The sequence below is a fragment of the Murimonas intestini genome, from assembly GCF_024622195.1.
Classification (GTDB): domain Bacteria; phylum Bacillota; class Clostridia; order Lachnospirales; family Lachnospiraceae; genus Murimonas; species Murimonas intestini.
Genome location: NZ_JANKBI010000009.1, coordinates 50,430 through 70,301, shown reverse-complemented (window position 1 = coordinate 70,301; position 19,872 = coordinate 50,430). Strand labels below are relative to the sequence as shown.

Sequence of the window (19,872 nt, the reverse complement as noted above, 5' to 3'; positions counted from 1 at the left end):
TGCCATATGAAAGACAAAATAAAGAAAATTGTAAAAACCATAGTATTTCTGGGATGTTTTCTGGTTGGACTGTATTTTATCTGCAGTATATTAAAGTTTAAATATGCTGATGGTGTGAAGCCCATGGAAAATTTCTATGACCTGCCGGAGGATACTGTGGATGTACTCCTGCTTGGCAGCAGCCATATGGGGATGAATGTAGATCCAAGTATCCTCTGGGACGAGCAGGGTATAGCCGCTTATGCCTGCTGGGGCGGTATGCAGCCCACATGGAATACTTATTACTTCCTGAAAGAATGCCTGAAATACCAGACTCCCAAACTTGTTGTGATGGACACGTATCTGGCAGTAAATGATTTAGAGTACAGCGCCTATGAGAATTCTGTAAAAAATGTCCAGGGTATGCGTTTCTCAGAAGATAAGCTGGAAGCTATAGAAGCAGGGGTGGAACCAGAATACAGAGACAGTGTACTGCTGGGGCTGCCTACCTATCATTATAGATATGGAAGCCTGACCGCCGAAGATTTCAGCAGCTTTTTCTGGAATAAAAATACAGACATACAGACGATTGAATCTTCCGGCGGCATCGTACAGCCAATCTCTATCCGTGACACGTCGGCAGTCACTGAAAAAGCAGAGCTGTCAGAAAAATTGGGCAGATACTTTTATATGATCATTGATTACTGCCGGGAAAAGGATATCCCCCTGATGCTGGTTACTTCCCCCTATGATGTCCAGGAGATTGAACAGAAACGCTATAATAAGATTTCTGAGATAGCAATGGAGAACGGGATTGAGTTTTTAAATTTCAATAATTTTTATCAGGAGGCGGGGATCAATCCTGAAACAGATTTCAGGGATCCGGGGCATTTGAACGACAGCGGGATACTGAGATATTCCACTTATCTGGCAAATTATCTAAGACAAAATTATGAACTCCCTGACAGAAGAAAAGATGAGAGCCACATATGGGCACAGAAGAAGGAGACATCCGAAAATATTGTTTTTGCTCTGGATGAACAGTTTGTGGGCGGCGGCTTAAATTATAGGGATACAGAAGTGAAGTTATATGATAATCCGCTGGCTTCTTATACTCTGTTAACAGAAATATCTACAGAATGTGACAGTGAAGACCAGGTATGGATGTCATGCTTTAGTGAGGAGCCTGATAATTATACAGGCCTGCTGATAAATAAAAAAGATGGAAAAATATATGTAATTTTTAATGCCATCAGCAGGATAGAGATCACCGAATTTGGCGAAACTTTGAAGCTTGCGGTTGTGAAAAACGGTCTTAATTATAAAGTTTACGCAGACGGTTCACTGGCAGGAGAATTAACAATGGATAAGATCAGTCCATATGAGGGAACGCTGCTGCTGGGGTGCCAGGCGGATGCCGAAGGCAGGAGGTTCAGGTACAGCGATACGGATGTGAAAGACCTGGAAGTGTATGATATCAGCCTGGATGAGCAGGAAGTGCGCGAGTGGGAGCCAAGGGAACTGCCCAGGCCGCAGGAGTATCAGGCGCCTGCTGCCGGCTCAGAAGCTGATTATGAACTGGCACAACAGTTTGCCGGCGACGGTGCAGAAAAGTATCTGGACACGGGCATTCCTCTGTACCAGGATCCGGGGGCATCCTGGACGGTCATGGCACAGTTTGGTGAGACGTCAGAAATAGGGGCCGGAGTTTATTTTTCATGTTTCTGTGAGGAAGAAAGCAATTACAGAGGGCTGCTGGTAAGGAGGCTGGAACCAGGAAACATTAATATAATGTTTGGAAACCACAGCACGAATGTCCAGGTAGAGAAGGACTCTGTTATCCGCCTTGTGATTACAAAGGAACAGGCGTCTTACAATATTTATCTGAATGGAAAGAAGATCATAAGTGATGAGATGTCAGCAGTGGATGAATACAAGGGTAATCTGCTCATTGGCTGCCAGGAGACGGCAGAAGGCGAGAAATTCAGATTCAGTGATATTAAAGTCTATAACTTTGAAGTGTACGACGGGATCGTGGGAGAGAGCCGGATAATGGAATGGAATCCTGACTATAAAGAGGAGCAGCCCGGTAAAGAGCCTTCACCAGTTGATTATGTCCTGCCTCATCCATTCCTGGGCGACGGTATTTCTGAATTTGTGGATACTGGAATACAGCTGTATGATACAGCAGATAAAAACTGGACGCTGAAATTAAAATTCAGGAAGGGGGAGGCTGGACAGATGCTGGCCACGTGTTTTGCGGAGGAGCCTGTAAATTACAGGGGGCTGATCATCAATGTTCTGGATGAGTCTACCTTAAGCCTGACACTTGGACAGACTGCAAAGGAGGTAGAACTGCCGCCGCAGCCGGAGTCAGAACTGGAGATCATCAAGTCAGGGTATATGTATACCGTGATTCTGAATGGTGAAAAAGTGCTGGAAAATGTAGAAAGCAGGACATCTGAATATGATGGGACGCTGCATCTTGGATGTGCTGTAGATATTGACGGAAATGAATTCAGATTCTCCAAGGCTGAGATTCTGGAAATGACAGTATCAGATGTTCTCCAAAATGAGTGAGAGAAATCAGGCTGAAAGAACCCGGGGGGATATATGGATGAAAAAAGTATTGATCTTTTTAAAGAAGATATTGGATAACGATGCAAGAGCCATGGGACTGCTGTTTGGAATCCTGGCATTCGTGGTGACTGTTTCCGGGCTTGCCTCATCTCCCAGGCTGGGGACAGTTGATTCAGGAAAATACGAAAACGTGATGGCCAAAGCAGGTCTTGTCTATACCCCCGGGGATCAGGCAGAGGAGAGTACCCTGACGTATACCAGGGTGATCGAAAACTATGGATACGGACATTTTTCTTATGCGAAGCTGCTGGCCCCCAGCGGGTGCGGAAGCCTGATATACCCGGTGGCCCTCATACGTCTGGTGACAGAACCTTTCGGACTGGATTTTTCTACTATATATTTGTACATGATCTATGCAGCTGCGGCAGCTTACAGTGTATATGCGCTGGTACGGGGAACCGCATATCTGGCAGGGAGAGCCGCCTGGCTGCCGGGGGCATTGCTGCTTCTGCTCCTCTCTGACAGGAATCTGACAGTATTTTTTAATTCCCTGTACAGCACAGGTACTATGATCATAGGATTTTTACTGGCATCCTCAATGTTGTTAAGAGCGTTGACTTACAGGAAGGGAAGAGGCGGTTATGCCCTTTTCCCTCTTGCAGGCGCATTAGTATTTCTTATTAATGCATCGCCGGTGATGGTAGTTTTTATACCATTTGCTATTGCCGCCGCCGGGGTATTTGTGTGTGAACAGAAGAATTTTTCACGGAAAGTGATCTGCGGAGTGATATTGGCGGGAATCCTGGTGACAGGGATCAGCTCCGGTGTACGGCAGTATCAGAGCGACCCGGATATGAATTCTGAGACATCCGCCTACCATGCAGCCTTCCAGGGATTTCTGGAGGCATCGGCTGACCCGGCCGGGGATCTTAAGGATTTTGGTCTTGATGAAGATTATATATCTGATATCGGCAATTCATACTATCAGGATGCGGGCACTTATGTACATAATCCCAGAGATGAGGAAGAAGCAGAGATGCTATTTTCCAAGCTGAACCAAAAGACAATTTTCACATGGTATTTAAATCATCCCGGGAGGATTTTAAAAACACTCATTTGCCAGGAAGAACCTTTTAACAGTTTTGAGACAGAATGGGTCTTGGGTGTAGGACAGTTCAGTTCACAGCAGGATAAAGTGACAAAGAGCTGGTCGTTGGCAGATACACTTCTGAAAATGCTGTTTCCGGAAAATTGTGCCATGCTGCTGATCTTATTTTTACTTTTTGCTGCCGGAGCAGTTCTGATATTTATAAAAGGAATAAGAAATAAAAAACGGGGCGCCTGGGTATTGCCGGCAGTGATCCTTACATGGGCGCTGGGAGCAGCCAGCAGCCTGCCTTTGTACATTATGGCTGAGGGCAGGGCATCAATGGTATTTATGAGAGTTTTTGCCGTCTTCGTCATTGCATTACAGGCAGCAGGGGTCCTGACCTGTTTATACATAGGGGCGGTTAAGGCTTCCGGGTGGTTTCGCAGGATATACAGCGAGCTGCCGGAGCAGGACAGCGGATTGCTGATCAGCGGGGAAATCACTGGGGATGAAAATGAAAACGTCTTTTTGTACAGCTGGATAGCCGGGAAAGCCGGGAAGCTGTATAAGCTGGTCATGAAAGCTGCAGGAAACAGGAAGTATGTAATGACAGCAGTATCCGCCGCCGCTGTGTGCATGACTGCAGTCATACTGCTGGCAGACCCAAGGGCAGGGTGTGTAAATAACGGCGATTTTGGACGTATGATGGAACAGACAGGCCTTATATGGACTGGTGATATCTTCTATGATACTAACGCACAGCTGGGAAACAGGGTGATCGAGGAATATGCATACCGCTCTGCTTTTGATTTCAGGACGCTTACTCTTATAAAGCCTACATACAGCCTGATCTATCCTGTAGCAATTGTAAGAGGGATCTGCTATATCCTGCAGCAGCCATTCAGCACCTATTATGTAAGCATTGTCATGAGTATCATATTGCTGCTGTGCATTTTGTCAATTGTGAGGGATATGTTTCCTTATTTAAAAAAATACACGCTTTTATTTGGTATAGGGATGTGTGTTGTTTTTCTGTGTGAAAGCTATCTTGTATGGTTCAATTCCCTGTTCGGTGAAGGATGTATTTTTCTGGGCGTCTTTATGGTGGCGGCCTGCTGTGTGCATTTAGCTGTAATACCCCAGGGAAAGGGCATGCTGCATGTATTCCTTCTGCTGCTTGCCTGCAGGTTCCTTTTGTGCGCAAAGGCGCAGATGCTTGTTGCCCTGCCTGTGCTGGGAATCCTTTTGATCGTATTCGCCCTGTATCACAGGCCGCTAAAGCTGAAAAAATTAATTCCCTATACAATCCTGTTTATGATACTGTTCGCCGGGATGACATATGAGGGAATACGCATCTATCAGGACAATGGCAATATTTCAGAAAGGCAGACTGTATGGCAGTCCGTATTCTATGGAGCGCTGATGGTTTCTGATGATCCTGTGGGGGATATGGAAGAACTGGGAATAGATCCCAGGATGGCGGCTGACATAGGAAAAGATGCCTACCAGCCTGATGCAGATTATGTGATCAGCCCTAATTCACCAGAAGCAGATGAAGCATTCTATGATCATGTGAATACCTTCACCATGGTTAAATATTATTTGAAAAGGCCTCTGCAGCTGCTGAAAATGCTGGACTACTCAGCGGCAGAGTCAAGGGAACTGTACAATGGGTTTAGGGCTTATAAAGGCCAGAACTATGGAGGGGAGCATGATCCTGTTGACAGGCTGGGACTTTGGCTGTATTGGAGGCCGTTCTTCTCCTTTGGCGCCTTTTGGGAATATGCGGCTGTCTATGGAGTTTTGCTGTGGTACTGCATCAGCTGTATCAGAAAACGTGATAACCCGGCACAGAAGAAGCTTTTATGTGTTGTTTATATGGGAATCATGCTCATTGGATGTCTGCAGTACCCTCTGTCTGTGATTGGAAACGGGTTTGCGGACAATCAGAAGCAGATGTTTGGATTTATGGTATGCCACGATTTGCTCACAGTGATCACAGTGGTTCAATTGATAAGCTGGCTGAGAAGGGGGAAAAAGGATGAAAAAAGTAGCAGTAGTATTCGGGACACGGCCGGAAGCAATTAAAATGTGCCCCCTTGTACTGGAACTGAAAAAGAGGCACGGGATCCAGACTATAGTGTGTGTGACAGGACAGCACCGCCAGATGCTGGACAGTGTCCTGGGGGTATTTGACGTACACCCTGATTATGACCTGAACATCATGAAAGAAAACCAGACACTTTTTGACGTGACGGTCCTGGTGATGACCAGGATGAAAGAGGTGCTGGAAAAGGAAAGACCGGATGTGGTACTTGTACACGGAGATACCACGACTGCTTACGCGTCAGCTCTTGCCGGCTTTTATCTCAGGATACCTGTTGGACATGTGGAGGCCGGGCTGAGGACCTACAACATATTCAGCCCCTTCCCGGAAGAGATGAACAGAAGATCAATAGGGATCATGGCAAGTTATCATTTTGCCCCCACGGCAGCGGCCAGGGAGCATCTGCTGAGAGAAGGGACAGCGCCGGAAAGGGTATTTATTACAGGGAACACGGCAATCGACGCCATGAAGACAACGGTCAGGAAAAATTATTCTCATGACCAGCTTAAATGGGCCCGGGGAAGCAGGTGTATCCTGATCACAGCCCACCGGCGTGAAAACCTGGGAAGGCCGATGGAGCAGATGTTCAGGGCAATCCGGCGGATCGTTGATGAGTTTGAGGATGTGAAAGTGATCTATCCTGTGCATTTAAACCCGCTTGTACAGAAATGTGCAAAGAGATATCTGGGAGATTCTGACAGGATCCATCTGATAGAACCTCTGGATGTAATGGATTTCCATAATCTCATGGCGCGCTGCTATCTGGTGCTGACGGACAGCGGCGGAATACAGGAGGAGGCTCCCGGCCTGGGAAAGCCCGTCCTGGTAATGCGTGACACTACTGAGAGGCCGGAGGGAGTTGAGGCGGGAACGCTGAAGCTTGTAGGAACGGAAGAAGAAAGAATATATCAGGTATTCAGACAGCTGCTCACGGATAAAAACGAGTATGATAAAATGAGCCGGGCATCCAATCCATATGGAGACGGGAATGCATGCATCAGGATAGCAGATATTTTAGAGAAGGATACAGGCGGGCAGCCAGCTGTCTGAAGGACCTGGTTTAATAGAAAGGGGCAGGGCATATGGGATGTGGATTATATTTGGTGGTACCATGCTATAACGAGGAGGAAGTACTTCCGGAAACTACAAAACGCCTGAATGATAAGATGGAGCGCATGTGCAGGGAGGGGCTTATCGATGACGGCAGGAGTAAGGTACTCTATGTAAATGATGGTTCAAAGGACAGGACATGGGAGCTCATACAGCAGATACACAGAGAAAATCCGCGGTTTACAGGCATCAGCCTGGCCCATAATATGGGACACCAGAATGCACTGCTGGCCGGGCTGATGACAGCCAAAGACTATGCAGATGCAGTGATCTCCATGGATGCGGATCTTCAGGATGACGTGGAGGTTCTGGATGAAATGATCAAAAAGTATATGGATGGGAATGATATAGTCTATGGAGTGAGGTCCTCCAGAAAAAAAGATACATTTTTCAAACGTTTTTCTGCGGAGAGTTTCTACAGGGTCATGTCTGCCATGGGGGTGAAGACAGTATTTAACCATGCTGATTACCGCCTGACAAGTAAAAGAGTCCTGGAAAGCCTGAAAGATTTCCGGGAAGTAAACCTGTTTTTAAGAGGGATATTTCCGCTGATCGGTTATACCTCCGATGTGGTCCTGTACGAAAGAAACGAGCGCTTTGCAGGAGAATCCAAGTATCCTTTTAAAAAGATGCTTGCTTTTGCCTGGGACGGCATTACTTCTTTTACAGTAAAGCCATTGAAGGCCATATCCGTGATCGGTATCCTTATTTCATTTATCAGCCTTCTTTTTTTACTGCATTTCCTGCTGACTAAATTATTAGGGTATACTGTTCAGGGATGGACAAGCGTTATCTGTTCCATCTGGCTGGTAGGAGGGCTGCAGCTGTTCTGCCTGGGAATCATCGGTGAATATATAGGAAAAATTTATGGGGAAGTAAAACAGAGGCCCCGGTATATCATAGAAGAAAATCTGCTGGATGCAGCGGAGCAGGAAATTTAAGGCAGTCTTACTTTGTAGTTTTTTTATAGATAATTGTATGTTACACTAATAAAATGTGGATTACTTCCGGGGCAGGTGAAAAGTATGTGGATAAGGGAGGAAGAAAAAGAATGCAGTATAAAATATTGGCTGTGGATGATGAAGAACCTATCCGCAGGCTGCTGAAGGATTTTTTTAATATGCAGGGATATCTTGTCTATACGGCTGCTGACGGCAGAGAGGCTATAGAACTGCTGGAAAAAGGGCCGGACCTGATTTTGCTGGATATCAATATGCCGGATATGGATGGCTTTGAAGTATGCAGGAAAATAAGGAACCATGTGAACTGTCCTATCATTTTCCTGACAGCAAAGGTGGAGGAAAGAGACAGGGTAAACGGGCTGATGATCGGCGGAGACGACTATGTAGTAAAGCCGTTTTCCATGGAGGAACTTTCCGCAAGGGTAAAGGCGCATCTGAGACGCGAGGAACGAAGTGGTTCAAAGGAGAAATTGAAATTTTCCGATGAGCTGGTCATTAATTATACTGAGCGGACTGTTTTTTATCAGGATAAAGAGATTCCTCTCACAAGAATGGAATTTGACATCGTAGAACTGCTGTCTATGCACAGAGGGCAGATCTTCAGCAAGGAAAAGATATATGAGACCCTAAGAGGCTTTGAAGAAGAAGGTGACAGCAGCACTATTGCTGAGCATGTGCGCAGGATCAGGCTGAAAATAGGAAAATTTTCAGACAAGGTTTATGTAGACACAGTGTGGGGAGTTGGATATAAGTGGATTGGATAGAAGAGATCATTGAAAAGATCCGGAAAAAACTGCTGGATGCTTCTCTGAAGAAGTCGCTGGCCGTCTATATAGCAGTGGCAGCTGCTGCAGTTATCTGCCTGTCCGTTGGCACAGGCATGTTGTGTGAAGGCTGGCGTAAGCTTATAAATATGAGATATGCGCCCATGGACACGGCATACGAGTGGGAACGGGAAGCGGAAGAGGATATGTACAGGATCCTGGTAAGCGGAGAGTATTACAGTGTAATGAGCGGAACAGATAAAATCATATATTCTGTATTCTGGTATATAGAAAACTGGTGTGTTTTATTCTACTCAATTGGCGCTATTATCCTTGTGTCCTGGATGTTTTACAGGAATAAACTGGAGGAACCCATTACGATCATCCAGGACGGAGCCATGCATGTAAGCCGGGGAGAACTGGACTTTGACTGTACTTACACTGCACTGGACGAAATGGGTGAGCTGTGCGGCGCGTTTGATGCCATGAGGCGCAGGCTGATTGATAATTACCAGACTACATGGAATCTGATGGAAGAACAGAGATGTCTGAATGCGGCATTTGCCCACGACCTGCGGACGCCGCTGACTGTGATCCGCGGTTACACTGAATTTCTGAGGACATATTACCCGACAGGAAAAGTCAGTGAGGAGAGCCTGACAGAATACCTGACATTGATTGATGACCAGGTGATACGCCTCAGGGATTTTTCTAATACTATGAAAGAAATCAATACCATGGAAGAGCTGGAGCCAAAGCTGAAAAAGCAGGATATACTGGCCCTGGTAAAAAAGCTGAAGGAAACTGTACTGATCCTGGACGGCATGGAAGGCATATCATTTACATTCGAATATGCAGTAAAAGAGGGAAAGGAAGTATATGCGGATGAGGCCATGATCATGGAAGTGGCGGAGAATCTGATCTCAAATGCCATGCGCTACGCGAAAGAGCACATAGAGTTATATGCGGATATCAGTGAGGACGGGGATTATCTCCAGGTTTACGTCCAAGATGACGGGCCGGGCTTCACGAGGGAGGGCCTTGAGAAAGCCTCCAAGCCATACTTTGGGGAAAAAGGAAAGGGCGGGCACTTTGGTATCGGCCTGTTTATCTGCAAGGTATTGTGTGAAAAACACAGAGGACGGCTGGATCTGTCAAACAGTATAGAGGGCGGGGCTATCTGCTGCGCCAGTTTCTATATAATCTGATTCAAAATGCATTTTCAGGGATGCCGGAATTTACAAGCCGGCCCGGCATTCCTGGAGATGCATTTTCTTTGTTCTGTAGGAAAAGTATAGAAATTTTCTGTTTATACTTTGCTTATAACAACAGGGAAGTACCTGAAGATATTAAGAAAGAAGGAGAAAACATGTCTACTGAAATAGTTATTCAGAATCTGGATAAAACATATGGAAAAAAGCAGGCTTTAAAAAATGTGAACCTGACAATAGGGAGCGGGATGTTCGGGCTGCTGGGACCAAACGGAGCGGGGAAGACAACGCTGATGAAAATCCTGTCCACACTTCTTCCAAAAACAGGGGGAGAGGTCAGAATATGCGGTACAGACATTGGGCATTCCAGGGAAATAAGAAAGATGACAGGGTATCTGCCCCAGGATTTTTCAATGTATGGAAACATGTCATCGTATGAGGCTATGGATTACCTGGGAGTACTCTCAGGCCTGCCAAAGTCCGTCCGTAAAGAACGTATACCGGATCTTCTGGAAAAGGTAAACCTCCAGAATAATAAAAGGACAAAAGTAAAAGCCATGTCAGGCGGTATGCGCAGACGCCTGGGAATTGCCCAGGCCATCCTGCATGACCCCAAGGTGCTTATTGTAGATGAGCCTACTGCAGGCCTGGACCCGGAAGAGAGGGTGCGCTTCAGAAACCTTCTTTGTGAGATCGCAGAAGACAGGATCGTTATCCTGTCTACGCATATAGTGGGAGATATCGAAGCTACCTGTGAAAATATTGGGATACTTAACGAAGGCAGGCTCATTTACAGGGGATCGGTAGAAGGCCTGCTGGGTGAAGCCTATGGGAAAATCTATACTGCCAGGGTGTCTAAGAAAGAACTGCCCAGAATAAAGGAAGAATATATTGTGACCGGAATGATGGTCAGTGCAGCTCACGCAGATGTGCGTCTTGTATCGGAAAAACTTCCTTTCCAGGGAGCAGCCCTCTGCGAGGCAAATGTCGAAGATGCTTATATGTATCTGATGCAGAAGGAAAGGAGAGTACGATAATGTTTCTGTCATTATTTTGGAAAGAATGCAGGCAGCTTTTAAGAAGCATTACATTTTACCTGTACCTGGTCATACTTGTCCTTTTCTACTTTTCACAGCTTTCTACATTTACCCCGCTGGTGAAACCCCAGCCGGGCATGAAGAGCTACGGTGCAGATTATGCAGTCGATAAAAAGGACATTATGGATGGCACTTTGGGAAAGCTGGCTTATTGTTTTTACACTAATAGTTATACTGCCTATCCGATGGGATTTTACAAAAGTGTAAAGCTGGATGAAGATGAGGCCGCCCGTGTAGCAGAGATCATTGAAAAAGACACGGGCATGGATAAAAATGAAATTACTCAATTCATGCAGAAATATTTTAATGCAGAGGCAGATGTGAATGAAGGGCCTGAAGTTTTCACAGAAAATTATGGTCCGGACAATTATGATATGGAGAGTTATGATCCTGAAAATTTTGATGATGAATCATATGAGGCCCAGCCATCTGATGATTTTGAGAGGCGCATGCAGTTCTGGCCTGATATTCCGGCAGTGGAAGGACTGACATATGATGAGTTTGAAAAGCAGATGAAAGAAATAGACGGCCTTATCGGGGGCGGATCTGATTTTGCCCCGTCGAGACTCTATATGAACGCTGAGAAGGAACTGACATTTGAGGATCTGCAGAAAGAATATGAAGATACCTTGTACAAAGATAAGATATCAAACGCATATGCAAGAGAATTCTGTGATTATCTGGGGCTCATGCTGGCTATCCTCCCGGTATTTCTCTCGGCGACGAGAGCGCTCAGGGACAGGAGGGCAAAAGCAGCCGAAGTTATCTATGCAAGGAAAGTATCATCTGCAGCGGTCATCCTCTCAAGATACCTGGCTACACTTTTATTTGCGCTTCTTCCTGTCATAGTTCTGGGTGCGATGGTCACGGTACAGTGTATATATTATGGCAGGGGCCTTGGCGTGGATGTGGATGCCTTCGCATTCCTGAAACATATTTTCGGCTGGCTGATGCCCACCGCCATGACAGCCCTGTCTGTAGGATTTTTCTTTACCGAGCTGACAGATTCTCCGATTGCAGTCCTGGTTCAGGGAATATGGTGGATGGCAAGCAATTTCATGGCGTTCGGAAAAGGAACCCTGGAAGGGAGCTTTGGACTGAACCTTATACCAAGATGGAATACCTGCGGTAAATATGAAAAATTCACAGAACAGCTGCCTGACCTTATCACAAACAGGATATTCTATGCAGCAATAGCCCTGCTGCTGCTGGCGGGAACAATTATCGTCTATGAACTGAAAAGGAAAGGAAAGTGGGAAGTGCCATGGAAACGTGCGTCGAAATAGGAAAGGTAAATTTAAAATATCATCTGTCACGCCATCTGCTGATAGCGGCGGCTTTCCTGGTAATGTCTCCGCTTCTGATCAGCGTGAGAAACCTGGAGCCGGCCCAGACCGCCCAGTCGCTTGAGATGTATGCAGCCCTTATAGGCATCATCCTCCTGGTACCCATATTTCTTCCAGACCAGGACAAAAATATCCGGGACCTGACAGCGGCAAAATATACCCCGGCCCTGAAAGTCCAGATGGTCAGACTGGCAGAGAGCTTTATATTTCTTGTATTACTCCTGGGGGCCTTCACATTGTATCTGAAGACAGGCGGCTGTGAGTTTCCGGTCCTTGAAATGTATGCAGGCGTCCTGTCAGAAGCCTTCTTCCTGGGAGGCCTGGGGATAGCGGCATACGGCCTGTCTGACAATGTGATCATTGGATACATGATCCCCATAGTCTATTATGCTACCAACTTCAGCGGGGATAAATACCTGAAAAATTTCTATCTGTTTTCCATGATGCAGGACAGATATGAACCTAAGATCTGGCTGGCCTGCGCAGGCGTTGTGCTTATATGCGCGGGATTGGGGGTCAGACAGATCAAGAGATGAGATAGTTAAAGAGAGTGCCTGGAGAGCTGCTGCCCTCCGGGCATTTATTTTTTAGAACTGCCGTTTTTTTCTATCAGACTGCTGATCCCCATGATCTTGGCCAGGTTTGTTATGCCCTTTGTGGCATATGTTATGATTGAGACCTGCATGACAAGTAGCGGGGTGATGCCTGCAGACGATAAGTCGATCATAGAAAATACGTAGGCAAAGCCAATAAATGAACCTGCCACGATCAACGCTTTTAAAATCCCGTTTAACAGTTTTTCTTTACTGAAACGGAAGTTTTCGATTTTTATAGAATTGTATATGCCAAGCAGAATATTTAAGGTGATCACCACTGCAAGAACAGGCATCAGCCGGAATATTTCACTCATTTTTTACCTCCTCTCCAATCAGGTCTTCCTCTACAAGTACAGGAAGCTCCATACATTTCTTAAATTTGGCATCTCCCGTATGGTTGCCGTCCACTCCATTATAGGCGTCATGGAGATTTACAAATTCTTCGAATTCATCTTCAGGGATATACCCTTTTCGCATATAGATCTTATATTTCTGATTGATCCTGTCAGCAAGGGCCTCCCGGTTAGCTGCGCAGAGGCAGTTCAGAGTCCGGTCGATCCTGTTGAAGTTTTCCTCATGCTGAAGGATCATCTCTTTTTCTGTTTTTTCCTCAAGAGAATACCTGGACTGGATGCCGAAGCGCGTCAGTATCCAGTCAATCAGCCGGATAATCTCCTGAAAGGCGAACAGCACGCCCAGGAGGATCATGATGACTGATGGGAGTCCAAGGTTCAGGAGTTCTTTGATGTGGTCCATGGGTCACCGTCCTTTAGGCCTTACGTTTCCAGATATAGCAGGTCTGGTAAGGCGGCAGGATACTCTGGGCAGCGCTTAGCTGAGAATTAGTGCCAGGAGCAGAACTGCCAGTATTAAACGCGGTGCTGTTATTTGTAGTAAGACCGACGCTGTTAGTTCCGGGAGCAGTGTTTCCTGTATTTCCCGAAAACGCAGATGTTCCAGGCGCTGAACCGTCTGTATTAAGTGCAGTAGCTGACGTACCTGGAGCTACTGAAGACGTATAATCAAATGCTCCGGCCCTGGACGCCGCTGATTTTACATCCCAGTAGCCAACAGTACCATTTTGGTTCAGCTGGCCATTAGGAGCATCACATCTAAAGTAAAAATAAGATGAATTAGATCCCATAGTCTGAAGGTGTTTATGACTATTAACTGTATGGCTGTGTCCCTGGACATAATGAGTATGATTATTTACTGTATGACTGTGTGAACCCATAGAATGCCCGTGATTATTTACTGTATGGCTATGCCCGTTTATAGAATGGGCGTGGCCGCCAACAGAATGGGCATGGCTTGTAACCGTATGACTGTGGGAAAGGCTGACAGTCTTGGCACCGCCAGTCTTAGCCGGGGTATTAAATTCTGTCTGGTTTTCATCAACGCCCATAAGAACCTTTCCATTTCCATATCTTTCCCATGTGCCCCCTAATAGAGTGCCTGGATTAGTGTTAGTCACAGTCAGATAAAGACTTCCCACAGGATGGAAACGGTTTAGTGTCTGCTGCATAATTCTGTCTGAGAATTTTTCCAGCAGCTGGGAAATCTGGCCATATTGTGTTGTAGTGCTGTTTTGGACTAAAAATATATCGGAATCGTTAATGGAGGCGGCTTTTGGAAGTTCCGCCAGTGTTTTTACCGGAACAGTATCAGAAGCAGGGGCGGCTGCATGTGATGCTGTATTTTGTGTTTGGCTTAAAAGTATATCGTCAGGCATTTAGATCCTCCTTATAATTGTTAATGTATATCGGTTTTGTTTACACAGGAAAGCCATAGTGCAACCCAGCCATCTTTCAATTTTTCATAAGACTTTAAAAGTCCCCAGAGTTGGCTGCTGGCATCTCTGGCTTCATCTACTATAGTGAATGTCCCAATCCCAGTAAACCCTGTTGGATGATAAGATATCCCAGGGCCTGAGCGTATATAGACATCGGGGGCAGATATTTTCACTGTATAAGGTTTGAAAGAAGTTGGCGGTGATATTTTATCTTCTGTATATGTATGAACAATTTCTCCATCAGATCTATATACGTTATATGAGCTTCCGCATGCAGATGCAAAAGATCTTGCATTATCCAATATGGTAAATGCTCCTTTTTGGTTTACACAGCGGCCATTCTGCCATCCTGTCCCTACACGGTATAGATTATCATATGCAGAGCTGCCAGAGTGGTTATTTTCAAGTCCGGGGGCTGAATCATTGCCTGAGCCAGCATTTGCGTCAGAGGTATTAAGATATGATAATACTTTTTTTAAGAATCCATCCCAGGTAATTTTACCAGTATTATAGACAAATGGGTTTGGACAAATTTTAGCGTTGACGTCATAATGGCGTATAACGTGATCAATATTAATATTTAGCTCGTTCATGAGCTGGGCGGTTAACTTTGCCGAGGATTCGATTGTTGCATCCTCAAAGTACCAGTCTTTGTCAGTAGCATTCATGGTTGCTGTGTTCCTCTTACGGACGCACATCTCTATACTGACGGAATTACTGTTTAATGCTATCTGATACCATGGGTGGGGGCCGGAGCCCTGCAGACCACCGCCGATGGCCCAGGAATAATAGTTATGGTAGTCATTACCCTGCCACACATCCCCGTTAAAGCCAACCCAGAAATCCGCAGAAGCTCCTACATACTGGCTTTTATAGTAGTCAGTGTTTGCTTTTGCATCACCCAGGGCACCTACGTAATGGATGACGATAAACTGGATGTCGGATTTGCTGCGTTTTAAAGGGGTGTGATTGAGGGACATGAGGTTTTTGTTAATAGTCATTATTTGACCTCCTTTGTCTTCAAAATGTTAAATAGTCATTCATTTGCTTATGAAGCAGCAACGACTTTGCGATTATGTTGAACTATGTAAGTATCAGAGAATTTCATTGCTGTTCCAAAAGCCTTTGATTATTATGCATCCGCTCATTTTTCCAACATTTCCATACAGATTCATGTTTCCGTCTGTTCGGATAAAGACTGCGCTGGTTACATCTGTATCGGTACACAAAACGTGTACAAATTCATTTCCATCGTTTGGACGGTAAGGTGAGGGGATGTTGGCAATAACGACCCCTTCTGTTTTGGTACCGGGAATAAATTGAGCGTTGATAAAAACCATATGTCCTAAGCGGCGTAAACAAAAATAAGAAACAGCATTGTTTTCACGAATCGTCCATCCATTACGCATATAACTGCTCTGTCCAACAAGTGAATGGGTTGTAAGATTTGCTATATCTACATTTCCGTCAATATGAAATGCTATAGGGGTTTTGTGGGGATACACCCCGTCTTTGTAGGAATGGAACCATGCATTATCACTGTTATAATGAAGCCGAAACCCTCTTGTTTTTTCTGCATTATAAAAGAAGATGCCACAATCATTTTTTTGGACAGTTAAGTCACCAGTTAATAATCCTCCAGATTTATCTAATTTATTGCTGGATAAGCTGGTGATTGATGCAGACATTGGTGACAATTTATTGTTGATTTCACTTTCTGTAAAATAACGGTCATCATGTGTGTGGGTTGAAGCAGCTTTGCCATTAGATAAATCGTTGATCTGCGTTTGGATGTTTTTATTAACAGAAGATAAGTAGCTAAAAGGACTGATGGTTAACAGCCAGGATTTGATTTTATTTAACAGAAGAGATATGGTGGCTTTCTGAGTTCTGGGAGTACTGCCGGCAGTTTGAACAATAACAAGATCCGATTCATTGATGGCGGAAGAATCAGTTAATTCATTTATTTTTTTTGTTGGTAATTCTGACATTTTAATGTCCTTTCTATATGTGTATCAGACCCCTGATGACTGTTTACAATTTTTCTTCATAGACTATGTGGTTTCCTTCTGTATCTGTAATGATGTACCCATCGGAAGTCATAATATGGATCTTTTCAGGTTTTAAAGATACACTGATGATAAATTTTTCTTCTGCTGCAACAGGATTTCTGCTATAGGAGACATCTTCTATTCTGATATTAGCGGCGGCCATCAGCTGACCACCACCCTTACAGGATCTACCCATGTCTCGTCAGCAACTTCATATATGAATCGGAGCGTATAATCGCCGGTTCCTTTTGGAGCAATAAAGACATCCAGTTCATGGGTATCGATGTGGCAGTTACCGGAAGCCTCCAGCCTTCCGCTGCCGTCAAGGAGTTCATAAGTGGCATTTAGTATTTTAAAGGGCAGGTCTTCACCATCCTTGATTTGTACCTGGGTTCTGACATGCCTTTTTTCCCCTTTGTCAAATTTAATTTTCTGAGCCATAATATTCACCTTCCTTTCAAAATTTAGTGTGTCATGAGGGCATGTTCAGCCATATATGACTGATATGAATCAGACTGAAGTATGGCGGTAAACTCACCTGATTTGAGATAAGCATAGTATTCTGTATACTTGTCCATACTGAGCGATGCCGCATATCCAAACGGGATCAATATTGCCTGCATAGTATGTTTACTCACCATATATAACATTTTAGTAATATAGCTTATATTATCGGCATCATCATGGGCATAAAGTTCCAGGACATATTCCCCCCATGTGTCAGGTGGGACAGTAGCTTCCCACCTGTTTTCACCAGTTTTTTCAAAAACCAGTTCAAATTTATCTGCCTTTCCAATTACTTTAACAACCATTATGTAATCACTCCTTAGGCATCGGTAACATTTACAGTAATTTTGAAAATAGTTCCTGTTGGCACTGGATTTGGAGTAATAACGATATCACCAAAAACAGGCGGTATAGTATCCAGGGTGACTTCTCTGGAGACAACAGTGATTTTTCCGGCTACATCTGTTGCCTGGATCGTAATAGTGTTTTTACCGTCAGCCAGGGTGACTTCTTTACTAAAATTGCCATCTATTACTTCTGCTTCCTGAGCAATACCAGAGTTTACTTTTATAGTAAGAGAAGCAAGTCCACTGGTAACGTCACTTGTGGTACCCGATACGAGGCAGCTGATCTTGTTTGTAATAAATCCTACAGCAGGTGTTGTTACAGAAAGTGTGGGAGGAACAGTATCGATAGTAAAAGTGCTTGATGAGGCAGCGGCGGCATTTCCATCAAAATCTGCAGCGGCAAGTCTGATAGTATGAATTCCGTCATCTAAAGCTGATGTAATTGTATAAGAACAATTGTAGCCGTTTGAGGTGGCTGTTTTGGTGATACCTGATGTCACAGGTGTATTATTATCAATAGTAAGGCTGATAGTATCAGGATTTACACCGGAATCATTGTCTGTAATAGTCCAGGTGATAACAGGAGTACTGTTAGTTATCAGGGCATTAGCAGTAGGTGCGGTCACTGTTGCAACCGGTGCCACCTTCTCTTGGACAATAAGGCGCAGTTTAGCACCAAGTGCGGCGTCGGAAGCATCTTTAACAGTAGAATTGCCGGCATCATCGACAGCTGTTATCTTAACATTATAATAATGGCCATCTAAAGTATAACTGGATTTAGATGGTGCAGTGACAGATGCCTCATATTTTCCGGTAGTGTTATTTAAGGCCAGATCATAGGTCTGCCCGTTAATAGTAGCCTGTACAGTTTTTACACTCATTGTTTTACCTCATTTCTTATATGTTTTTTTAATAGATAATATATAAATGCCTGTAGGGAATATTTAGGTTTAGTGAAGTGGTCCAGATGCATCACATTTTACAATTTAATATTCCATACAGGCAGAAAATAGAAAAAAGCAGCTTACCCATAAGTGAAAGGGAAAGCTGCAGAGACTGAAGCAGTTATGAATCTGGACGATCAGAACCATTTATAGTGAGGTTTATCTCCATGGAAGAACCAATAGCGGAGATAGTCGTCCAGAACGATTGCTCCTAAACAAAGCGGCAGGAATAAAAGCGCAAATGGAAGGCAGACCTGTCCCGCTACATTTGCAGGCATATTGGAGTAGTCCCAGACGTTCCACTTAAGCCATAAATTTACAATGCAGCCGGTAAGGAATTCACCCATGAGGACAAATAGTTCTACCTGTATAACCTGTAATATCAGCGGCTTATCCCAGTTTGTAAATTCGTTTTGGAGACCGGCATACAGAAAGCACAGACCTCCAAGCAGAAACATTGACCAGTGGCTATAGCCCCGGAAGAGTATTTCACCTGTATAATAAAGGGCGCCGCCTATGGCGAAGAGGAATAGATATTTACTGGTCAGCTGTAAAGTCCTTATCATTTTATGCTCCTTTTGACTTGCTGGATAACGGTCTGTCCATTTTCCAGAACAGAATTCATCTCATCAAGATATTTCTTTGGTAAAGTAGTTTTTCCATAAGAGACAGACTTTATAACGTCCAGGTCTGATAAATCTTCAATATATCTATTCAGCGCATTGATATAAGTAGTATGGTAGAGTTTATGATTTTGAAGAGATGTATAAATATGGATAATATCGCTGGAAGGATAGAGTGTACAGCTTTCACCGTCAGCGTGATATGGTATATCAAGTCCTGTGAGGATAGCGATATTGAAGAGTGATTCAAGGTTTCTTTGGTCTTCGGCGGTGTAGCTGAAATGCTGGGAACCAATAGAAGTCTTGATTATAATCCCCTCGTAAATAGATTTTTTACACTCAGCCTGTAAAACAGATTTTTTATAAGTTTTTAATTCAGAGGCAGACATCATATCCATATCTTCTTCTATAGGCAAGTCTGATTCCAGTCTTGAAACTTTTGTGGTTAATGTGTTGATCTGATGTTGTAAAGAGTCGCTTTCAACTAGATTTACCAGAATCTGTTCTTTTTCATTAGAAAGCTTAAGCTGAATATCATAAAGCGAATAATTATTAATCACCCTGACGAGTTCGCCCTCTTCATTTATAAGTTTTATTGAATTAATAGATGAAGGACTGGTGAATGCTGATTTAATGGAATCAAACGAATAATCTTGGAATGTTATTGTGAATCCACGTTTGTTTGTTCCAATTATGGGATCTTCTACTGCTTTTATAACGTAGAATTCTGTTGCATCTGTTAAAATAATTTTTCTCACTTAGTACC

General features: G+C 44.3%; 20 protein-coding genes. 9 read left to right on the top strand and 11 right to left on the bottom strand.

From position 1 onward, the window contains the following. Positions 1–6 precede the first annotated feature (6 nt). The 9 genes from NSB28_RS13845 (at position 7) to NSB28_RS13805 (ending at position 12,782) form a co-directional block, all read left to right on the top strand. Positions 7–2,559, top strand: a complete 2,553-nt coding sequence (locus tag NSB28_RS13845; protein ID WP_109747408.1) for a hypothetical protein — start codon at positions 7–9, stop codon at positions 2,557–2,559. Positions 2,560–2,596: 37 nt separating this feature from the next. Next, positions 2,597–5,737, top strand: a complete 3,141-nt coding sequence (gene wsfD / locus NSB28_RS13840) for a glycan biosynthesis hexose transferase WsfD (protein WP_257497835.1) — start codon at positions 2,597–2,599, stop codon at positions 5,735–5,737. Then, positions 5,691–6,806 (top strand): non-hydrolyzing UDP-N-acetylglucosamine 2-epimerase, encoded by a 1,116-nt coding sequence (gene wecB / locus NSB28_RS13835; RefSeq protein ID WP_109747410.1) that lies wholly within the window; start codon positions 5,691–5,693, stop codon positions 6,804–6,806. The genes wsfD and wecB overlap by 47 nt, the downstream gene beginning before the upstream one ends. Positions 6,807–6,838: 32 nt before the next feature. After that, on the top strand, positions 6,839–7,807 hold the full coding sequence (locus NSB28_RS13830) for a glycosyltransferase family 2 protein (protein ID WP_109747411.1): 969 nt from the start codon (positions 6,839–6,841) through the stop codon (positions 7,805–7,807). A 110-nt stretch (positions 7,808–7,917) separates the two neighbouring features. Continuing rightward, the gene (locus NSB28_RS13825; RefSeq protein ID WP_109747412.1) at positions 7,918–8,592 is read left to right on the top strand and encodes a response regulator transcription factor; all 675 of its coding nucleotides are present in this window, start codon (positions 7,918–7,920) and stop codon (positions 8,590–8,592) included. Beyond that, entirely contained in the window at positions 8,580–9,800 is a 1,221-nt protein-coding gene (locus tag NSB28_RS13820) for a HAMP domain-containing sensor histidine kinase (protein ID WP_109747413.1), read from the top strand. The genes NSB28_RS13825 and NSB28_RS13820 overlap by 13 nt, the downstream gene beginning before the upstream one ends. 161 nt (positions 9,801–9,961) lie before the next feature. Then, positions 9,962–10,840 carry an ABC transporter ATP-binding protein gene (locus NSB28_RS13815; RefSeq protein WP_109747472.1) on the top strand — a complete coding sequence of 293 codons (879 nt, stop codon included), beginning with the start codon at positions 9,962–9,964 and terminating at the stop codon, positions 10,838–10,840. Beyond that, entirely contained in the window at positions 10,840–12,186 is a 1,347-nt protein-coding gene (locus tag NSB28_RS13810; RefSeq protein ID WP_109747414.1) for an ABC transporter permease, read from the top strand. Before NSB28_RS13815 ends, NSB28_RS13810 begins: the two co-directional genes overlap by 1 nt. Continuing rightward, the gene (locus tag NSB28_RS13805) at positions 12,165–12,782 is read left to right on the top strand and encodes a hypothetical protein (RefSeq protein ID WP_109747415.1); all 618 of its coding nucleotides are present in this window, start codon (positions 12,165–12,167) and stop codon (positions 12,780–12,782) included. Before NSB28_RS13810 ends, NSB28_RS13805 begins: the two co-directional genes overlap by 22 nt. A gap of 44 nt (positions 12,783–12,826) precedes the next feature. Here the strand turns inward: NSB28_RS13805 and NSB28_RS13800 are convergent, their stop codons facing one another. The 11 genes from NSB28_RS13800 to NSB28_RS13750 all read right to left on the bottom strand — a co-directional run bounded on the left by NSB28_RS13800 (position 12,827) and on the right by NSB28_RS13750 (position 19,864). Further along, a complete protein-coding gene (locus tag NSB28_RS13800) occupies positions 12,827–13,156 on the bottom strand; it encodes a hypothetical protein (protein WP_109747416.1) in 330 nt (109 codons plus the stop codon). Then, positions 13,149–13,598 (bottom strand): hypothetical protein, encoded by a 450-nt coding sequence (locus NSB28_RS13795; protein ID WP_109747417.1) that lies wholly within the window; start codon positions 13,596–13,598, stop codon positions 13,149–13,151. Before NSB28_RS13795 ends, NSB28_RS13800 begins: the two co-directional genes overlap by 8 nt. A gap of 13 nt (positions 13,599–13,611) precedes the next feature. After that, positions 13,612–14,574 (bottom strand): phage baseplate protein, encoded by a 963-nt coding sequence (locus NSB28_RS13790; protein ID WP_109747418.1) that lies wholly within the window; start codon positions 14,572–14,574, stop codon positions 13,612–13,614. A 20-nt stretch (positions 14,575–14,594) separates the two neighbouring features. Next, positions 14,595–15,635: a peptidoglycan recognition protein family protein gene (locus NSB28_RS13785; RefSeq protein WP_109747419.1), complete on the bottom strand. Its 1,041-nt coding sequence runs from the start codon at positions 15,633–15,635 to the stop codon at positions 14,595–14,597. 93 nt (positions 15,636–15,728) lie between these two features. Next, positions 15,729–16,625: a hypothetical protein gene (locus NSB28_RS13780; RefSeq protein ID WP_109747420.1), complete on the bottom strand. Its 897-nt coding sequence runs from the start codon at positions 16,623–16,625 to the stop codon at positions 15,729–15,731. A 43-nt stretch (positions 16,626–16,668) separates the two neighbouring features. Then, positions 16,669–16,848 (bottom strand): hypothetical protein, encoded by a 180-nt coding sequence (locus tag NSB28_RS13775; protein WP_109747421.1) that lies wholly within the window; start codon positions 16,846–16,848, stop codon positions 16,669–16,671. Further along, entirely contained in the window at positions 16,848–17,126 is a 279-nt protein-coding gene (locus NSB28_RS13770) for a hypothetical protein (RefSeq protein WP_109747422.1), read from the bottom strand. The genes NSB28_RS13775 and NSB28_RS13770 overlap by 1 nt, the downstream gene beginning before the upstream one ends. Positions 17,127–17,149: 23 nt before the next feature. After that, positions 17,150–17,497 (bottom strand): PF13754 domain-containing protein, encoded by a 348-nt coding sequence (locus tag NSB28_RS13765; RefSeq protein ID WP_109747423.1) that lies wholly within the window; start codon positions 17,495–17,497, stop codon positions 17,150–17,152. A gap of 14 nt (positions 17,498–17,511) precedes the next feature. After that, entirely contained in the window at positions 17,512–18,420 is a 909-nt protein-coding gene (locus NSB28_RS13760) for an Ig-like domain-containing protein (protein WP_109747424.1), read from the bottom strand. Positions 18,421–18,620: 200 nt separating this feature from the next. Further along, the gene (locus NSB28_RS13755) at positions 18,621–19,049 is read right to left on the bottom strand and encodes a putative ABC transporter permease (protein WP_109747425.1); all 429 of its coding nucleotides are present in this window, start codon (positions 19,047–19,049) and stop codon (positions 18,621–18,623) included. Next, on the bottom strand, positions 19,046–19,864 hold the full coding sequence (locus tag NSB28_RS13750) for a hypothetical protein (protein ID WP_109747426.1): 819 nt from the start codon (positions 19,862–19,864) through the stop codon (positions 19,046–19,048). The genes NSB28_RS13755 and NSB28_RS13750 overlap by 4 nt, the downstream gene beginning before the upstream one ends. Positions 19,865–19,872 lie beyond the last annotated feature (8 nt).